Origin of the sequence: Wolbachia endosymbiont (group A) of Melieria omissa (assembly GCF_964031125.1) — a bacterium.
Taxonomy (GTDB): domain Bacteria; phylum Pseudomonadota; class Alphaproteobacteria; order Rickettsiales; family Anaplasmataceae; genus Wolbachia; species Wolbachia pipientis.
The window spans coordinates 1,190,142-1,207,777 of record NZ_OZ035007.1; the positions used below are offsets into that span (position 1 = coordinate 1,190,142).

Sequence of the window (17,636 nt, forward strand, 5' to 3'; positions counted from 1 at the left end):
TGCTATGTTCTATTCTAACATATTTTTCGTATTAGTTCAAATGATTTATACTCCTAGAATTCACGATGTTTAAGTCATAATTAAGGGAATTTAGACCCCAGTTGTCGCCAACTTTTATTTCTACTTCAAGTGGTACAGAAATTTCTATTGCATTTTCCATTATATCTTTCATAAGTTTTGCTGTTTCTTGTACCTTTTCGTCCTCTACTTCAACCAGTAGTTCATCGTGAACCTGGAGGATTATTTTACCTACTTTCAATTGGTCAAAAAGCTGAATTGTCGCACGTTTTATTATATCAGCAGCGGTTCCTTGCAGTGGTGCGTTTATTGCTGCCCTTTCTGCAAATTGTCTTATATAAGGAATTGTATTGTTTATGTCTCTTACAAAGCATCTCCTGCCAAACAAAGTTTCTACATAACCATGCAATCTTGCGATAGACACTGCTTTTTCCATATAGGCCTTTATTTCTGGGTAACAGGAAAAATAGTAATTAATGTATTCAGCAGCTTCCGCAATGGTAATTCCAAGCCGCTTTGCAAGACCAAATGGGCTAATGCCATATATAATTCCAAAATTGATGGATTTTGCTTTGCGTCTTAATTGCTCATCTATTTCTTGCACTCCAAAAACTTGCCTAGCGGTGATCTCATGAATATCTTGTCCGTTTGCAAAAGCTTCTTTAAATGCTGCAACGTTTGCAACGTGTGCCAGGAGTCTTAACTCTATTTGTGAATAGTCAGCAGAAATTATCTTATGCCCTTTTGGCGCAATAAATGCTTGTCTGATAAGATTTCCCTCTTCGCTTCTGATAGGAATATTCTGTAAATTAGGATTGCTGGAGCTCAGCCTTCCAGTTGCAGTTGCAGTCGTTGAAAAGCTTGTGTGTATTCTACCATCAAGTGGATCAACTTGCTTTATTAATGCATCAGTGTAGGTGCCTTTTAATTTACTTAAATGTCGCCAATTTAAGATTTTACTTGCGATTTCTACCCCTTCTTCTTCGAGTGCCTCTAGAACTTCATAATTGGTGCTATACGATCCAGATTTTTTTGACTTTTTCTTTTTATTAAGCCCCATTTTGTTAAACAAAACATCACTTAATTGTTTTGGCGAAGCAATATTAAATCTTTCTCCTGCCAAATTATATATCTCATCTTCAAGCACGGCAATTACCTGCTGAAATTTATCGGACAGCTCCTGTAATTTTTGTATGTTCAGTAATATCCCATTTTTCTCCATATCAAATATTACTTTCATAAGTGGCTTATCGAAGCGCTCGTAAATTGTGAGCAATTTTTCCTGAAATAACCTTTGCTTTAGCTTTTCATGAATTGCTATTAAAGTTTTTGCCGAGAAAATTTCTGCATTTTCACTCAAATTATGCGCAACTATGTTTGGAATACTGTGATCATGCTTTCCTGTATCCAAGCTATACGACATTATCATCAAATCATCAACTGAATCTAGCATCTTCTCTACTGTAGGGAAGATTTTCCTGATTTCTTTAATGTTATGTATTATTTTAAGCGCCCCATTTGAGAGTAAAGTTGAGTTAATTATAATGAGTGCATCTTGTATGCTGTCTTGCTCTATATAAAAAATATTACTTTCGCTATAAGATAAGGAAATTTTATTTAATAAGTTGTCTTCAAAGTGGCAATGAATTGCAATTCTGCCTTCATATCTACAATGCTCCAAAAATTTCTCTAACTCTTCACTACTATATTCTATTTTCTCTTTTGTGCTAGACCCATTATAGGAAAAAAGCTTTTCCACTTTCCCTATTAAGGAATTGAATTCATACTTCTTTAAAAAGGATAATAGTTTTTCCATATTTGGAGAATGGACTTCATATTTTGCAATATCATGTTGAAGGTCTACTTTTTCGCATAGTGATAAAAGTTCTCTTGAAATTAGAGCTTTTTCCTTATGTTCGGTGAGAATATTACGAATCCTCGTTTGCTCGATATTATCAATGTTCTCTATAATATTATTCAATGAATCAAATTCATCCAGTAATTTAGCTGCAGTCTTCGGACCTATTCCCGGAACGCCTGGAATGTTGTCAGATGCATCACCAGTTAGAGAAAATAAATCAAGAAGCTTGTGTGAGTTTACACCAAATTTTTCTATTACTTGTTTTTCATCTATGTATATATTTTTAATAGGATCAAATATTAGAATGTTGTAATTCAAAAGCTGGAACAAATCTTTATCTGATGAAACGACTACCACTTTAAAGTCTTGGTGGTTGGCGTATTTTGCAGCTAGTGTTGCGATTATATCATCTGCTTCATAACCTTCAATCTCTTCATAGCTGAGGTTAAAAGCTTCTACCGCTTCCCTCAGTATGGTGAACTGTGGAGTTAGATCCTCAGGAGGCGTTACTCTGTTCGCTTTGTACTCAGGATATAAATTGTGCCTAAAATTCTTTTTCCCTGCATCAAGTGCTATAGTTAAGTAGTCCGAATGGGCAATGTACTTAAGAACCATATTCAGAAAGCCATATACACCACCTATTGGCATTCCTGTTGTGGTAATTAAGTGAGGTAGTACATAGTAAGCTCTGAAAAGAAAACCATAGCCATCGATGATTGTGAAAGTTTTTTCTTTCATTGTAGATATTTATGCGTGCTTTTGATGGTCCACTATTTAGCTGAGAAAATCAAGTTTTTGTTTTTCTGCTTTTGAGCGTTGTAAGAGATTTTACCGAAAATAGCATTCATGATGGGGATGTACACATATGACCTTACCCAGAAAAAGTGGAGAGAAAGTGTGGAATGTTTTTCACAAAGAGAATGATGAATCAAAATGCTCAGGAATGCAATAGTTAATAGTGACGTTGTTTGTTATAAAAAATTTCTATGTATTCAAATATTGCAGTTCTAGTTTGTTGAGCAGAGTGTTGTGAAGTATCAATAAGTATTTCTCTTTTCAATGAGCTAAAGAAGCTTTCTGCAACAGAATTGTCGTAACAACAGCCTTTATTACTCATCTATATTCTTTACAGCTAAGAGATATTGATACCCTTGCGCAGTATATTGTGAACCTTGGTCACTGTGCAGCAGTAGATTTTTAACAGGTTTACGCCTATTAATGGCCATTAATAAAGAGTTCATAACCAATTGTTTATTTATTGCACTACTCATTAACTACCATACGTGAGAATTATTGCTGCCAAATATAGCCATCCCTCCTTGGTTTTGATGTAAGTAATCCCATACTTTATTTGGTTGATCAACAATAAAGTTTTGGTCTAATATATTGGGAGCTACAGCTCTATTATCTGTTTGTTGTTTTTTAATTTTAAACTTTCTTCTCAGTATAGCCCTGATGTCATTTTTCTGCATAATACTTTGCACCGTTTTCAAATTGCAACTTTTACCCAAAGCCTTCAATTCAGCATGAATTTTAGGAGCTCCATATCTACATTTAGAAACTTGATATATTTTTTGAATAGCTTCGAGTAGCTCTTTATTTGCTGATTCTCTACTGCTTATTTTTCTTGTGGTCCACTTATAGTAGCCACTAGCAGAAAATCCTACATAATTCCTGTACTTTATAGCAGTTACTATATAAAAAAATATTTTACTCTTTTTGACTGGCCAGGGCTTTTTTTTAAATGTCTCTTTCCCTTGTTACTCTTGCTTTGTAAATCAAACCTCTCTTTGTCATAAGGTGCTACATCTGGAAATGCATTTGCCGCTGACTTTTTTTCGTTATATTTCTTCATCCATTTTCCTAATACACTATCCCTTATTCCTAGATCTCTTGCTACTTTTGCAACTGGTTGACCTACCTTTCTTTGTTCATTTGCCAGTTTAACAGCTTCCAATTTGAATTCTGCTGTATATTCTCTTACCATTTCTAATCCTCCAAAATTTTATTTTACCCAAAAAAACTCTTTTCTTTCTCTCCACTTTTTCTGGGTAAGGTCACTATTTCTTAAGTAATTTACACTTCAGAGTTTATCTACTTTAAAGTTTACTCTATTCTGTTTCAGCATTTGTCATAAATCCTTAATTATTTCTGACTTTTTAGTTCAGTTTTTAACCATTCTTTCCTTAACTTAATGGCAGTGACAATAAGCCTATCTATCATTCTGATGTGATTTCAGTTTTGTTTACGTGCAAACTCTCTAATCCCACCTTGTAGTTAGGATAAATTAGAGAGACATTAAGATCTTTTTTAATTTTAACATTACTTACTTTTTTTGATCCTAAATAAAAACTCTGTGCATAATCTGGTAACTCAATTGGCTCTGGAGGGCTAACATTGAGAAGTTTGGCCGCATACATTATCACTTCAGATCGTGTAGTGGGTAAATCGTCTGCACAATTGTATATTTCACCAGGTTTTATGTTTTGCATGGAAGAAAATAAAATATTCGATATATCTTCAACGTGAATACGAGAAAAAAAATGCCCTTCTTTTTTCACATTTCTTGCTTTGCCAAGCTGCAAGTCAATTAACACGTTCCTACCAGGACCGTATATTCCAGCTAAACGAAAAATATGTACAGGCAATCTGCTATTTAGCCACTTCCTTTCAGATTTAAGGCGCTTTTCTCCTCTGATTTCTATAGGTTTTGTTTTAGATTCCTCATCAACCCAATTACCAGAGTGATCACCATAGACGCTAGTTGCAGACAAATAACCAAGCCATTTAACATTTTGCAGGCAATCACCGTATCTCTCCACAACATCATCGCCATCTGGAGGAATAGAAATTAAAACGTGCGTTGCACTTTTAAGCAGACCTTGGCTAACTTTCTCATAATTACAGAGGATTACATTTTGTATATTTTTACTTCTTGATGTGCCACTAACTTTCCAACCTAAGTTCAGTAGTTTTTTCGATAAAAATTTAGCTACATATCCATAACCAAAGCAAAACAAGTGCATGAAAATTAATTTTTAAAGTTCTTCTTGATAAATTCTACTCCTAATTTTATTCCCTCTTCATTGATAATATGCCCTAATCCATGAATTGGGTGCCCTTCAACATTTACTCCATTTTCTTTCAGAGCTTTAACCGCTAAGTCGAGGGACGAAAAAGGTACCACGTCGTCAGCATCACCATGGATAACACATATGTTAGGTTTTGATTTGATCTCTGGTGCAGTTTTTGAAGGTAAAAGAAACCTACCAGAGTATGCAACAACTGATGCACAGGATTGAGAGCGGGTGAGAGCTGTATGTATTGCAAGCATTGCTCCTTGAGAAAATCCAACTAAAGAAAGTTGCGTATCTTTTAAATTAAGCTCCTTTAATTTTGTATCAATGAAATGATTTACAATTGATGTAGCATTTTTTACTCCATTATATAGCGCTTCCTCACTACGATCTTCCAAACTGAACCACTGATAACCATCACCTATTTCTCTCTCAAACGGAGCATTGGGTACTGCAAAATATGAACCCAGTAAAAACTTGCTCATAACTTTGGCAAGGTGAATAAAATTATCGCCACTTGAGCCCCAACCATGTAAAAAAATAATCAAATTTTTCTTATTTCCGCCTGCACAAATTTCTGGGCCTTTAAGTTCAATCATTTCTTTTCCTTTTGCGTTTATATTTTTATTTAACACTAATTTTCACATTTGTAAAACCAATGTGCAATTACGTTCCCGATACTACAGATAAAGTAACTTAGGTTCATCGACGATTTGAAAAACCGTCATTCCGCTACTCGTTAGCGGCTGAGATACCGCGAATGAATCGCGGTATGACGTAGGGAAAACCTTAGCTATAAACCTCAGAAATAAGAAAACAAACTAGAAAAAATACCTCACTATAACTGCAGCCTTAAGCAACGTACCTTATTTATTTACGAAAACTGGTATAAATGCTATGCAAGTAGCTACACCACTTGCATGGCATCAATAATTGACCTCGACTTACCGTCCAACTAGAAAGTTGTATATAGAATGACAGAAATCCAGATGTTATTTACTTACTTTCGATCTTTTCTATCAATTTTTTAACTAAGCCTCTTAGCTTTTTACTGGATTCATCAAGCTCTTGAATCTGCGAGCTGTGCTCTTTCATTAGTTCCTTATAGTTACCTCTTATGTAGTCAATCATTTCCTTCATCTGAGCAATCATCTTGTTAACATCCATACTGCCCAAATCAGGTATCATGCCAGGCATAGCCCCTTCTAACATACCGCCAGCCATAAGCTGCTGAGACATTTGCATAAATGGTTTTAAAGTCTGATTAAGCAATTCAGGATCCTTGGCTAATTTTTCTATTTGCTCTTTGCAAGTATCCATATACTGCTTCATAAATTCATCTTCTTGCCCTTTGTCTATCATAATTATAACCTACCTAAAAATACGTGTTCTTTATTATATATTATTTTAAAATTAAAAACAATACAAAATACCTGTCACAATTGCATTAATACTTTTTAAATAATAAAAAATGCTCCTTTGCTTATAAAGGGTCACATACCTTCTTTAACCATTCCTTATCTTTTACGCTATTTTCTAAGTTTTTATAGACAAATTGATGGTAGCCATTTATCCATTCAATTTCATCCTTAGTAAGCATTTGCACATTTATTAGTCTTCTATCATATGGAATAGAGGTCAGTTGTTTAAAGTTTAAGAAGCCATTCTCTTGCCTGTCAACATACATCAGATTTTCAATTCTTATTCCATACTCTCCCGGAATGTAATAGCCAGGTTCGTTGGATAGTATCATACCTGGTACTAATTTTACTTTATTACTTTTTGATATTGCTTGTGGTCCTTCGTGTACTGATAGGTAACTTCCTACTCCATGCCCTGTACCATGCATATAGTCCATTCCAAATTTCCATAAATGCGTACGTGCCAATATATCCAATTCTCCACCAGTAGTGCCGGGGGGAAAGACGACACTTGCTATAGCAATGTGAGCTTTGAGTACTATTGTATAGTGGGTTATTTGTTCATCAGTTGGATTACCAACTACTACAGTTCTTGTCACATCAGTTGTGCCGTCAAGGTACTGGCCACCAGAGTCAATCAAATATAGTCCATTTTTCTGAATTACCTTATTCGTCTTACTGCTTGCACGATAGTGAATTATTGCACCATTTTCATTAAATGCGGAAATTGTTGGAAAGCTCAATTGTTTAAACAAATTCTGCTCTTTTCTGTATTCTAAAATCTTTTCTTCAGCTTCAAGTTCTGTACCAACATTATTTTCAAGCCAATATAGAAAATTTGTAACTGCCACTCCATCTCTGATATGCGCATTTATAGCCCCAGCTATTTCAGTTTGGTTTTTTGCTGCTTTATAAATTAGACAAGGATCTTCTCTCTCAGCTACCTGTTTATCTTTTATTACAGCCATGATACTCATTGGAGTTGTGTTTGGATCTATAACTATTGAATTTAGCTTGTGCAGCGAATTTTCTAGCTCACTAATATCAAAAATATTTATATGGTTGCCTAAATTTGCTTCTATAGTTGAATGTTCTTTATCTTGAATAAACAAATCAACATTACCGCTTTTATACAATATAGCACGGCCCAATATACATGGAGTATATTTAGCATTTTCATTTCTTAAATTTAATAACCACGAAATTGAATTTGGATCAGTTAAAAGCACTGCTTCAGCTTCTTTATCTATACTTTTAGCGACTTTTTCACATTTGTCCTTACTACTTTTACCAGCATATTTAATAGAATGTAAAACCACTGCTTGTTTTCGATAGTCACTTTTTTTTCCAGCTAAACAGGGTATTAATTTACAGATATTCTCATACTTTCTTATATCTTCGATGGTAAAATATTGCAAATAATAACCTAGTGAGGCAGTCGATGTTAAGTTTGCTTTTATCCATTCGCGTGGATCCTCTTCTTGTATATTATATACTTGAAAATTGCCCCGATCGAGCTGATTGCGAGCTTGTGTAATATAGCGTCCATCCGTAAAAAATGGGCACTTGTTGTCTTTTGTAACGATAAGTAGCCCATTTGTTCCTGTAAAGCCACACAGCTTTGTTAGCTCCTCTGAATACTCATTTAAATATTCATCTTTAGTATGCAACATAAATGCATCAACGTTTATCTCGTGCATAAAAGAACGAAATTCTTCGATTTTTGACATAGAACACCTCATACAAAATTAGCAGCCACTTTCGTTTTCCTGTTTCTCAAATACACTAATATGCTCACTATCGCTGCAGGAGTGATGCCTTGTATTTGCTTTGCAATGCCAATCGTCGCTGGTTTTATCGTCTGCAACTTTTCTATTACTTCACTTGACAGGCCTTTAACTTGTGAATAGTTAAAATCAATTGGAATTTGAGTGTTAATTTCCTCTCGTAAAAACTTCATATCCGCTTCTTGTCTTATTAGATAAGGTTTGTATTTTGCTTCAATTTCAACCGCTTCACATATTTCATTCTTAGTTATGCTACCCATTGCGGTGCCATCCCAGCGCGTGATGCTGCTTAACTCCGGCCATATTTCTTGTAATTTATTCCAGTCGATGTTTGGATAGCTAAGTAAATCTAGTGCCGTTTTTCTTATCCCATCATAAGATATTTTGATACCATAAGACCTAAGCTGCTCAGGAGTAATCGTCAGACTCCCTAACTTCTCTTCAAGCTGCTTAATGGATTCAAGTTTATTCTGTAAAACAGAGTATCTCTCATGCGAAACAAGGGAAATATCATAACCTTTTTGTGTTAATCTTCTATCTGCATTGTCTGACCTGATAGCTAGCCTATATTCTGCACGTGAGGTAAATAATCTATAAGGTTCGATCACCCCTTTGGTGACTAGATCATCTATCATTACGCCGATATATGAGTCTGTGCGATGAAGAACAAAGCTTTCTTTTTTTTCAGATGCAGAGAGTGCTGCATTAATTCCGGCAATAATTCCTTGCCCTGCTGCTTCTTCATATCCAGTAGTGCCATTAATTTGGCCAGCAAAATATAGGCCTTTAATTTTCTTAGTTTCAAGAGTATGGCTTAGTTCTCGTGGATCAATATAGTCATACTCAACTGCATATCCAGGTCTTAGTATTTCTGCATTTTCAAGTCCCTTGATACTCTTTATCATTTCACACTGCACTTCAATAGGCAATGAATTTGAAATTCCGTTCGGGTATATAGTATCATCATTCAAGCCCTCTGGTTCTAAAAATATTTGATGACTACTTTTTTCTGCGAATTTTTTAACCTTAGTTTCAATGGATGGGCAGTATCTTGGTGCTATAATATCATCCAAATACGAAGAAGCTGACCTGTGCAGATTCTCTCTAATTATTTTATGCGTGTTTTCATTAGTATGGGTAATAAAGCATGATACCTGAGGTTGGTTAATTTTTTCTGTGAGATAAGAAAACGGCACAGGTGGATTATCACCCACTTGTTCTTGCAATATTGACCAGTTTATAGTGCCACGATCAAGCCTTGGCGGAGTTCCGGTGCGCAATCTACCTAATTTAAAATTATATTTCTTCAACGTATTTGCAAGTTCTACTGCAGGCTTATCTCCCATTCTCCCTGAAGGAGTTACCTGCTCTCCTATATGAATTACACCTTGCAGGAAAGTTCCCGTAGTTAAAACAACTTTACCTGTTAGTATATGTTCCCCTGAGCTTGTTATTACAGCTTTAATGCACAATTCTCCATTGTTATTACTCTCTATAAGGAAATCGTCAACCGACTCTTCTTTTACCGTCAAATTGTTATAATTTAGAATAATTTCCTGTATTGCTTGCTTGTACAATTTTCGGTCTGCCTGTGCACGTGGTCCCCACACCGCCGCACCTCTGCTGCTATTTAAAATGACTGAGTGTATACTTGCTTGATCGATTGCTCTTCCCATTATTCCATCAAGAGCGTCAACTTCCCTGACTACAACGCCCTTTGCAACTCCTCCGATTGCTGGATTGCAGGACATTTCCCCTATAGTTGAAATTTTATGAGTTATAAGCAGCGCGTTTGCACCAAGGCGAGCTGCAGCAGCAGCAGCTTCGCACCCTGCATGACCACCACCTACTACTACTACATCATATTTATGCATGCCTTCTTGAGTAATTCTTACTCTACTAATATTCTAACTATTAGCGGTTAATGTCAAATCTTGTTATTCCAATGTTGCACACTGGAATAACAGAAACCTTTTTGGTTAGCTTAAACGTCCTGCTTTTTTGAAGAAAAACACTCAACTATAGGAGAGATGATGTATTCATTTACTTTTTCAGCAGCAGATAGTGTAGCTATGGCTGCAAAGACCCCTGCAATTGGTGCTATGGCTCCTATTACAGCACCTGCTAAAGCTGCAGAGCCCATTCCAAGCATTGCGCCAGGAAAAATAGCAGTTGCGGCTGCAGCAAGGCCAACTCCAATTGCAGCACTTGCAACGCAGAAACAAGCAAGCATGAAAAGATCTGTTTTGGAGAATTCTCCTATTTTTACATCATTGTATATCAAATATGCAGCGAATAATATTGAAGGAACGGCAGCAACAATTCCACCTATAACCAAAGGTGACAAAGCTGTAAAACTCAATCCCAAAACTGTCAATGCTCCTATTACTGATACTGCACCTAAAAGTATTAAATCTCCTTTATCCATACAACCTCCATAATAAATTGATATATTACCATTTGTTCATATTTCTGTAAAGTAGAAAACTTTAGTGGGGCGAGCGACCAGGATCGAACTGGCGACATTCAGTACCACAAACTGACGCTCTACCAACTGAGCTACGCCCGCCAAGGTATAAAATTTCTAACATAAGAGCGCAAATAGTCAATTGATTATTTAACTCTCCTTTTGCAGAGGGTTTTAAGTTTAGCCAATAAATATTTTCATTGATACTTTTACCATTATAGTTAATTGTATTGACACTAATGAAGTAGTGGTATGTTTAAAAGTATTTTCACATTTAGTTTTTTTACGGCTATTTCAAGGATCTCAGGGTTAATAAGAGATGTATTGATTGCTACGGTTATTGGTGCAAACTCTCTTGCAGACATATTTTTTTCTTCGTTTCGCTTTGCCAATCTATTTCGAGCATTTTTTGCAGAAGGAGCGTTCACTACCTCATTCATACCGTTATATTCGACAGAATCATATGATAATAAAAAGGCATTTAATTTTGCAAGTAGTGTAATATCCATTACGTTTATCATCTTAGTAATTTTTTGCCTTATCATGCAAACTTTCTCCCCTTATATGATTCAAATTTTTGCTCCTGGATTTGACCAAAGTAAGTTTACCCTTACTGTTACTTTATCAAGAATTATGATGCCCTACATAATCTTTGTTTCAATTGCATCACTTATTGGTGGAATGCTGCAAGTAAAGCAGCATTTTGCTTCAACAGCTATTGCACCAATCGTTTTGAATCTCTGTTTAATCATCAGTTTGTTTGTGCCTTACGTAAAAACTCCAGCGCACAACCTTTCTATAGCTGTCCTTATAGGAGGAATTTTCCAGCTACTTTTGATACTATTTAGTGCATACAAGTTAAAGGCAGCTTTTTCTTTTAGCCTTGAATTAAGCAATGAAGTAAGGTTGTTTTTTAAGCGTGTGGTACCTGCAATTATCAACAATTGTGTAACTCAAATAAGCTTATGGATTGATACAATCATGGCGAGTTTTATACCAAATGCGGTGTCCTATATATATTATGCCGATAGACTAAATCAACTACCGCAGGGAATAATCGGTACTGCAATTGGTACAGTGCTTCTTCCTTTAATTTCAAAACAGGTGGATAATACTGAAAATATAGTCAAAATACAGAACAAGGCTCTCAACATAGGATTAATGTTAATTATGCCAACAACTGCTGCCTTTATCATTATTCCCGACATAATTTTACTTACGCTTTTTTCTTACGGCCGGTTTGATCATTATGCAGTGCAGCAAACTGTTCCCACTTTAATAGCATTTTCTCTTTCTTTACCTGCATTTATTATAAATAAAGTATTGCTACCTACATTTTTTGCTAAAGGCAATCTGAAAATACCAACCATATTTTCGCTAATGTGTCTTGGAATTAATGTAGTGCTAAACCTTTTGTTAATGAACGAGTATCAGCATACGGGGATTGCTATTGCTACTTCCGTTTCCACTTGGATAAACTCTATTCTATTAATTAGTTATTTAACAATAAATAAAATGTATAAGGTTAGCCAAGCGTTATTGTTAAATGTCATGAAAATTTTTGTAGCAACGGCAGTCATGTCAATAGCCCTTTATATTTTTAATTCTTTGTTGGCAGGATTATTTTTTGATAAAATGTTGGCTCGTATTGTTTATTTAACGACTTTAATAGCTTTGAGTGTTATTGTTTATTTTGGTATTCTCTATTTAATATTTAAGGGAAACTTTAAGCATGTGTAAATTATGAGACTTTCTTTATATGCTATATTATCAATCTCACTGCTATTAATTCTCATGCATGTTGCTGCAACTTTTAAGGATTGGAGTGGCTACAGGAAATATATCATAAAAGAGTTAGAGAAGACGTATGATGCTAAAGTGCATATTGGGGGAAAAATTAAAGTTTCGTTGATTACCCCAAAGCTCACTATTTATAATGTATACGTACAATACAACGAAAATAAAGAGCAAAAGTTGTCAGATTTAATTAGTGTAAGAAAAATTGAAATAAGGCCATCGTTCCTATCGTTGTTTTTATTTTCGTTGCAACCAAAGTCAATCACATTGTTTGGCATGAAAAGCAACAAAGAAAATTTACTTAATATTATAAATACAAACGCCAGTGGTAACACAGTCAATATAGTAATAAAAGACAGCCAAGTAAGTTTCAAGAATGATTTCGCTGATATTGTTAACATAAAGGAAGTTGCTGTAAAAAAAAATAAGCAGTTTTTTGGTAAAGTAAAGGTAGGTGATAATAATTACGATTTTTCAGGAAAGGTTAATATCACAAAAAGGAATGTACACATTAGTGTTGAATCAAATTTTGTAAATTTGCTATTTACAGGTAATAGAAATCAAGAAGAACTCCAGGGTAATTTAACATTAACAATTAATAACAGTTCCGGTTCTGTGAGTGATTTAGCAAAAATCATTAATCTTAGCTTTCTCTCTTGTGTTATTCCTAGCGAAAATATCAAGATATCATCCAATATAAGTCTTAATGAAAGTGAGTTTACGGCAACTGACTTAAAAATTGATTCCAAAAGCATGCAAGCCAGCGGTACAATACAAAATGATAGAAAAGGCAATCACACTAATTTCAATATTAGCTTCAGTAAAGTTGATTTAGATTCCATACAAAATGATTCACAAAGAACAATGAATATGAAGGATCTTCTGGAATGTTTTAGAGCAGTTGTGCCAAAGAACTTGAGCTTAAATTTTAATATGGAAGCTTCTAACATTCAATATCAAAACAAAATATTGGACAATTTCCGTGCTGTACTAAAATCCACTGATGGCAAAGTAAAAGTTAATACGCTTCTTAAATTTCCTGGAATCAATAATATATCTTACTTATCAGGAGAGATCTCAAACAATAATGTCCTATCTGAATTCAACGGCGATTTATTAGTCGAAGGAAATGATTTTGGGTCATTCATTTCATGTTTTTTCCCTTCTATAAAGATGAAAGAAAACCAGAAAAATCAATTTACACTAAGTTCTAAACTGCACCTTGCACCAAGAATATTATCTATCTCAGACATTAGACTGCTAAATAATAAGGAATCCTTGCAAGGGTCAATTAGAGTAAGCCATACAAAAAAACACAATGTGGTCAATGGTGAATTTAGCATGCATAATCTTGATGCAGATAAATATGATCATTCATTATTTAGCAGTTTACCTAAAATGCAATGGCTGAAAAATTTTCAGTATGATGCAAATATAAAGGCCCGTGTTAATAACCTTACATTGAATGATACGAAAATTAAAAATTTGGATTTTTTGCTGAAAATGGAAAAAGGTAAGCTAGTTGCAGATAAAATAAAACTATCTGGAGAAGATTTCGATATTACCGGTAATGCAAAAATATTAGCAGATCAAAAATACGCCAAACCTTTATTAGATGTTAACCTTACGGGCAGTAAATTTAATGGAAAAATTATTACATTACCAAATTTAGTAGAGACGAAAAGAAATTCAAGAAATGAGATAGATCAAATTCAATGGTCAACAAAGCAGCTTGATTTTTTGGATGACAAAGAAGGCTTTGATGCAAATGTGCAAATCAATACTGCAGAATTTAAAACCGAGCATAATGTTTTGAAAGATTTTAATTTGGATGCGGTAATGAGAAACAACACTATCACTATCAGGCAGGCAAGTTACGTATTAGAACGCGGGCAAGTGTTTTTTCAGGGTTATTTAAGATCAGACTCAATAAATACAAGGTTTTCTATTGTAAATTTGGACACTAAAAAGATTGGTAAGGTTATAGGAATTGACAATGTAAATGGTCAGGTAAGCTTAAATGGTGAAATCAAAACTCAAGGAAAAAGTTTTCATGATTGGGCTAGTAACTTATCAGGAGATATAAATTTACAAGCACAGGGAATAGAATTTACTAATGTGGATTTTAATTCATTTATCACTAATTTGTTAAGCAGTAAGAATAAGTCTGAAATTTCCACACTTGCTTATATTGATATATATAATGGTAAAACATTTTTTGAAAATATTAGCGGAAAAGCAAGTATTAAGAGTGGTATATGTTCAACTAGTTTACAGTTCGGGATTGATCAAGCATCAGGATCAATCTCTTCTAATTTAACCTTATCTAACTTCACTTTAAATTCTATATTCAGGTTCTTTTTCATATCACCAGGTTATAGTAATCCAATCTATATCGATATGCATTTGGATGGCCCTATTTGGCGTCCTAAGATGAGTTTTGATGTAGACCAAATCTTCACCGCTCTGGTTGGCAAGAAAAATAGTTGATTTACTTAGGCGTACGGTTTAGGGGACAATGAACTCATCTGAACGGATACAAACTTAACCTAACTCATCACCACCTGGCAGTGGTGGCAAGCCAAATGCTTCTCTCTTTTCGTTGAGCGTCATGAAGCTTGCGTTTTCTACGTATTTCCACAACTTTTGTCTTTTTTCCATGAGAATTTCTATTGCATCTTTGTCATACGACAAGCACAGATCTTCACCAAATTTTGGTGTTAGCCAAGAATTCAGGTGACAGATAATATTTTCTAGCGTTGGTAAAACCATACGCGTCAAGTTAAGAGATTGTGAGCAAATTTAGAGAGGTTAAAGTGGATACTCTAGCCCTTCTACGTTTGTCTTTTAATGAAAATCGCGACCAAGTTATAGTGAGTTTTTTAAGAAATGCTTTTAAACTATTAATTTTGGTTAATACTAAAAATAACTCTCTAACCCGCCTTTTTAGCTCAATAAATGCCTTTGTTAAGCTAAGTTCTGTATTCTTTTTCACTTCTGTGCAACCAACTATGCCGTGAAATATAAGAATTGCGCACAATTTAGCATATAGTTCACATAATACTCTGCATGGCTTTCCTTTTAGCTTATCAAGCCTGATATGGCTTTTATACAATTTAAATAATAACTCAATTTGCCACCTTACTCTGTAAATCGTTAATACTTGCTCAGCACTAATTTTATTTTCTGGAACATTAGTTATAAATATTGACCAGTTCAACAATTTTTGATTTCTTTTAGAGGATGTATATCCCTGCGATCTTGCTAATCTATTAGCTTTCCTTCTTCTGGCCATAGACTGTTCTTCAGTTAGTTTCTGACATATAATTCTTACTCTAATTTTTGCTTCTTTTCCTAACAATACCTCGTTTTCTAAAAATAACTTATCCTCTAAACATTCTAATAACTCCATTTTTTGATTTGTTTCTACATCATATATGTTGGTATCGGATTTATAACGACTTATGAAATAAGCTCCTATTTCATTGATTTGTTTAAAAGAACTTGGCACAAAATAACCGAGATCAGATATTAGCAAATCATTGCTTAATATATTACTTAAATGTTTCCTATATCCCTGGTCTGATCTTACCCCCTCCGTTAAATTAAGTTGGTCTATTATCTGATTCATGTAGTCGAAAACTAATTGTAACTTTATTCCAGACTTAGTATTGCTTTCATAGCCACTGTAGCTAGTACCATAACCTTTATACATCTCTTCCATACTGTTAGGTAGAGTAATATAGCTACTGTCCAATAATTTAACACTATTAAATTGCTGTAAGATTTTGCAATCAACTTGCAAGATATTTTTAAAGAGAATCACAGATTCATTATACATCCTTTTCATAAATTCCACTGCTTCTTCAGTAAATCTAAAATCCAAACCTTGTTTTGTTATATCTATCGAGTCCTCGTTTAGTAATTGACACATTGTTTCTACGCTACAATTATCAACTCCTATATTACCCAAGACCATGGCTTTTACGAATGATGAACCTTTTAGCTTTCTCTTTCTTTTTATAAACCTTGTTGTAATTGAGATTTTCTCTGCTTTTTCATTAAAAAATTCTTTGAGCTTTTTTGATAAGCAAGTTATTTTATTCATTGGTTCTCTCACTAAAAGTATATCTGGGAGAACTTATACCTTATTATTCTATCTCTTTCATACCTTTATTTCCTTAACTTGACGCGTATGGTTGGTAAAACCGTCTGCTCCCAGAGGGATAAGCGTGCTTCGACTAAATTACTATAAGTGTTATCACCTGGTATGCCAAGCAACTGCGGCGGAACGCCAAAAGCCAGGGCAATATCACGAGCTGAACTGTGTTTGGACTCAATGAAATCCATATCCCTCGGCGAAAGACTCATCTCCTTCCACTCCAAGCCTCCTTCAAGCAATATCGTTCTCCCAGCGTTTATAGAACCTGAATAATGATCATTTATCTGCACCTTTAAGCGTTGGTACTGCTCTTGACTTAAACTTCCACCACTTCCATCTTTTGCTGATTTTACAACTATTGCACCACTTGGTCTTGCCCCATTTTGCAACATCGCTTGATTCCAAGCACCCGCCTGATTATGTTGATCTATGCTATATGCAGCTGCCTCAATTGGTGATAACCCATACCAATCATTCAAAGGATTAAAGGTCTTTAAGTGCAACACTGCTGAACATCCAGTTAGTTTATCAACTTTAAAGTCATAACTGTTGTTATTTATGGTATAACGATAGATATAAGGAACGTTATTTCTCCCTGGAACAATTTCAACCCTATCTGGGCGCAGAAGATAAAGCTCTGTTGGTGGTTTTCTACTATTCTGTGACTCAATCATCAATATATAAGAATTGCCGTTAACTAACCGATAAGTTACAATCCCCTCAATAAATTCCGATTTTGATGTCATTGGATTAGGAGAATAAAGTAATTTCAGTAATGGATGGGCTTTTAATTGCGATTTTCCCTGTTCAGTAAGCTGGCAGAGAGTAAAAGGTACCGAAGATGCAGCACTTGCAATCATATTAATTGCTCGAAAGGCAATAACATTTTTTATGTAACCTTCCTCAGCAAAACTTACATAATCACGCTTACTCCAACTTGGCTCCATCATTAGCTGCAAAGCAGAATATTTAGTAAATACTGCGCTTTTTTTTCTTTGAAAAATATTGAGATTCATATATGCCTCCTAAAAAATTGAATTTGTGGT

The 17,636-nt window shown here is 34.7% G+C and carries 11 protein-coding genes, 1 tRNA gene and 2 pseudogenes; 2 read left to right on the plus strand and 12 right to left on the minus strand.

Features of this window, described 5'->3' with window-relative positions; genetic code table 11:
* Window positions 1-31 precede the first annotated feature (31 nt).
* The 9 genes and pseudogenes from polA to ACQH2Q_RS05640 form a co-directional block, all read right to left on the minus strand.
* Window positions 32-2,617, minus strand: coding sequence for a DNA polymerase I (polA, locus tag ACQH2Q_RS05600; RefSeq protein ID WP_338481758.1), 2,586 nt, complete (start codon window positions 2,615-2,617; stop codon window positions 32-34).
* 171 nt (window positions 2,618-2,788) lie between these two features.
* Window positions 2,789-3,866: pseudogene (locus ACQH2Q_RS05605) on the minus strand (IS3 family transposase).
* 232 nt (window positions 3,867-4,098) lie between these two features.
* Window positions 4,099-4,905, minus strand: a complete 807-nt coding sequence (locus ACQH2Q_RS05610; RefSeq protein WP_182309590.1) for an SDR family oxidoreductase — start codon at window positions 4,903-4,905, stop codon at window positions 4,099-4,101.
* Between the two features lie 5 nt (window positions 4,906-4,910).
* Window positions 4,911-5,555 carry an alpha/beta hydrolase gene (locus ACQH2Q_RS05615; protein WP_319606718.1) on the minus strand — a complete coding sequence of 215 codons (645 nt, stop codon included), beginning with the start codon at window positions 5,553-5,555 and terminating at the stop codon, window positions 4,911-4,913.
* 397 nt (window positions 5,556-5,952) lie between these two features.
* On the minus strand, window positions 5,953-6,318 hold the full coding sequence (locus tag ACQH2Q_RS05620) for a hypothetical protein (RefSeq protein ID WP_064125381.1): 366 nt from the start codon (window positions 6,316-6,318) through the stop codon (window positions 5,953-5,955).
* Window positions 6,319-6,439: 121 nt separating this feature from the next.
* On the minus strand, window positions 6,440-8,107 hold the full coding sequence (locus ACQH2Q_RS05625; protein WP_265024010.1) for an aminopeptidase P family protein: 1,668 nt from the start codon (window positions 8,105-8,107) through the stop codon (window positions 6,440-6,442).
* Window positions 8,108-8,115: 8 nt separating this feature from the next.
* Entirely contained in the window at window positions 8,116-10,038 is a 1,923-nt protein-coding gene (gene mnmG, locus ACQH2Q_RS05630) for a tRNA uridine-5-carboxymethylaminomethyl(34) synthesis enzyme MnmG (RefSeq protein ID WP_425383441.1), read from the minus strand.
* A gap of 110 nt (window positions 10,039-10,148) precedes the next feature.
* Window positions 10,149-10,592 carry a hypothetical protein gene (locus tag ACQH2Q_RS05635; RefSeq protein WP_425383442.1) on the minus strand — a complete coding sequence of 148 codons (444 nt, stop codon included), beginning with the start codon at window positions 10,590-10,592 and terminating at the stop codon, window positions 10,149-10,151.
* Between the two features lie 65 nt (window positions 10,593-10,657).
* Window positions 10,658-10,733: transfer RNA gene (locus tag ACQH2Q_RS05640), tRNA-His, on the minus strand.
* 150 nt (window positions 10,734-10,883) lie between these two features.
* Here ACQH2Q_RS05640 and murJ point away from each other — a divergent pair.
* Both murJ and ACQH2Q_RS05650 read left to right on the plus strand, forming a co-directional pair.
* Window positions 10,884-12,371: a murein biosynthesis integral membrane protein MurJ gene (gene murJ, locus ACQH2Q_RS05645; protein ID WP_264339609.1), complete on the plus strand. Its 1,488-nt coding sequence runs from the start codon at window positions 10,884-10,886 to the stop codon at window positions 12,369-12,371.
* A gap of 3 nt (window positions 12,372-12,374) precedes the next feature.
* Window positions 12,375-14,918 (plus strand): AsmA-like C-terminal region-containing protein, encoded by a 2,544-nt coding sequence (locus ACQH2Q_RS05650; protein ID WP_338481766.1) that lies wholly within the window; start codon window positions 12,375-12,377, stop codon window positions 14,916-14,918.
* Window positions 14,919-14,972: 54 nt separating this feature from the next.
* On the opposite strand, the pseudogene ACQH2Q_RS05655 reads toward ACQH2Q_RS05650, so the two are convergent.
* The 3 genes and pseudogenes from ACQH2Q_RS05655 to ACQH2Q_RS05665 form a co-directional block, all read right to left on the minus strand.
* A pseudogene (locus ACQH2Q_RS05655) lies at window positions 14,973-15,197 on the minus strand (phage portal protein); the annotation flags it as partial.
* Between the two features lie 13 nt (window positions 15,198-15,210).
* Window positions 15,211-16,536, minus strand: a complete 1,326-nt coding sequence (locus ACQH2Q_RS05660) for an IS4 family transposase (protein WP_264339118.1) — start codon at window positions 16,534-16,536, stop codon at window positions 15,211-15,213.
* 65 nt (window positions 16,537-16,601) lie between these two features.
* The gene (locus ACQH2Q_RS05665; RefSeq protein ID WP_425383443.1) at window positions 16,602-17,606 is read right to left on the minus strand and encodes a phage portal protein; all 1,005 of its coding nucleotides are present in this window, start codon (window positions 17,604-17,606) and stop codon (window positions 16,602-16,604) included.
* Window positions 17,607-17,636: the final 30 nt, after the last annotated feature.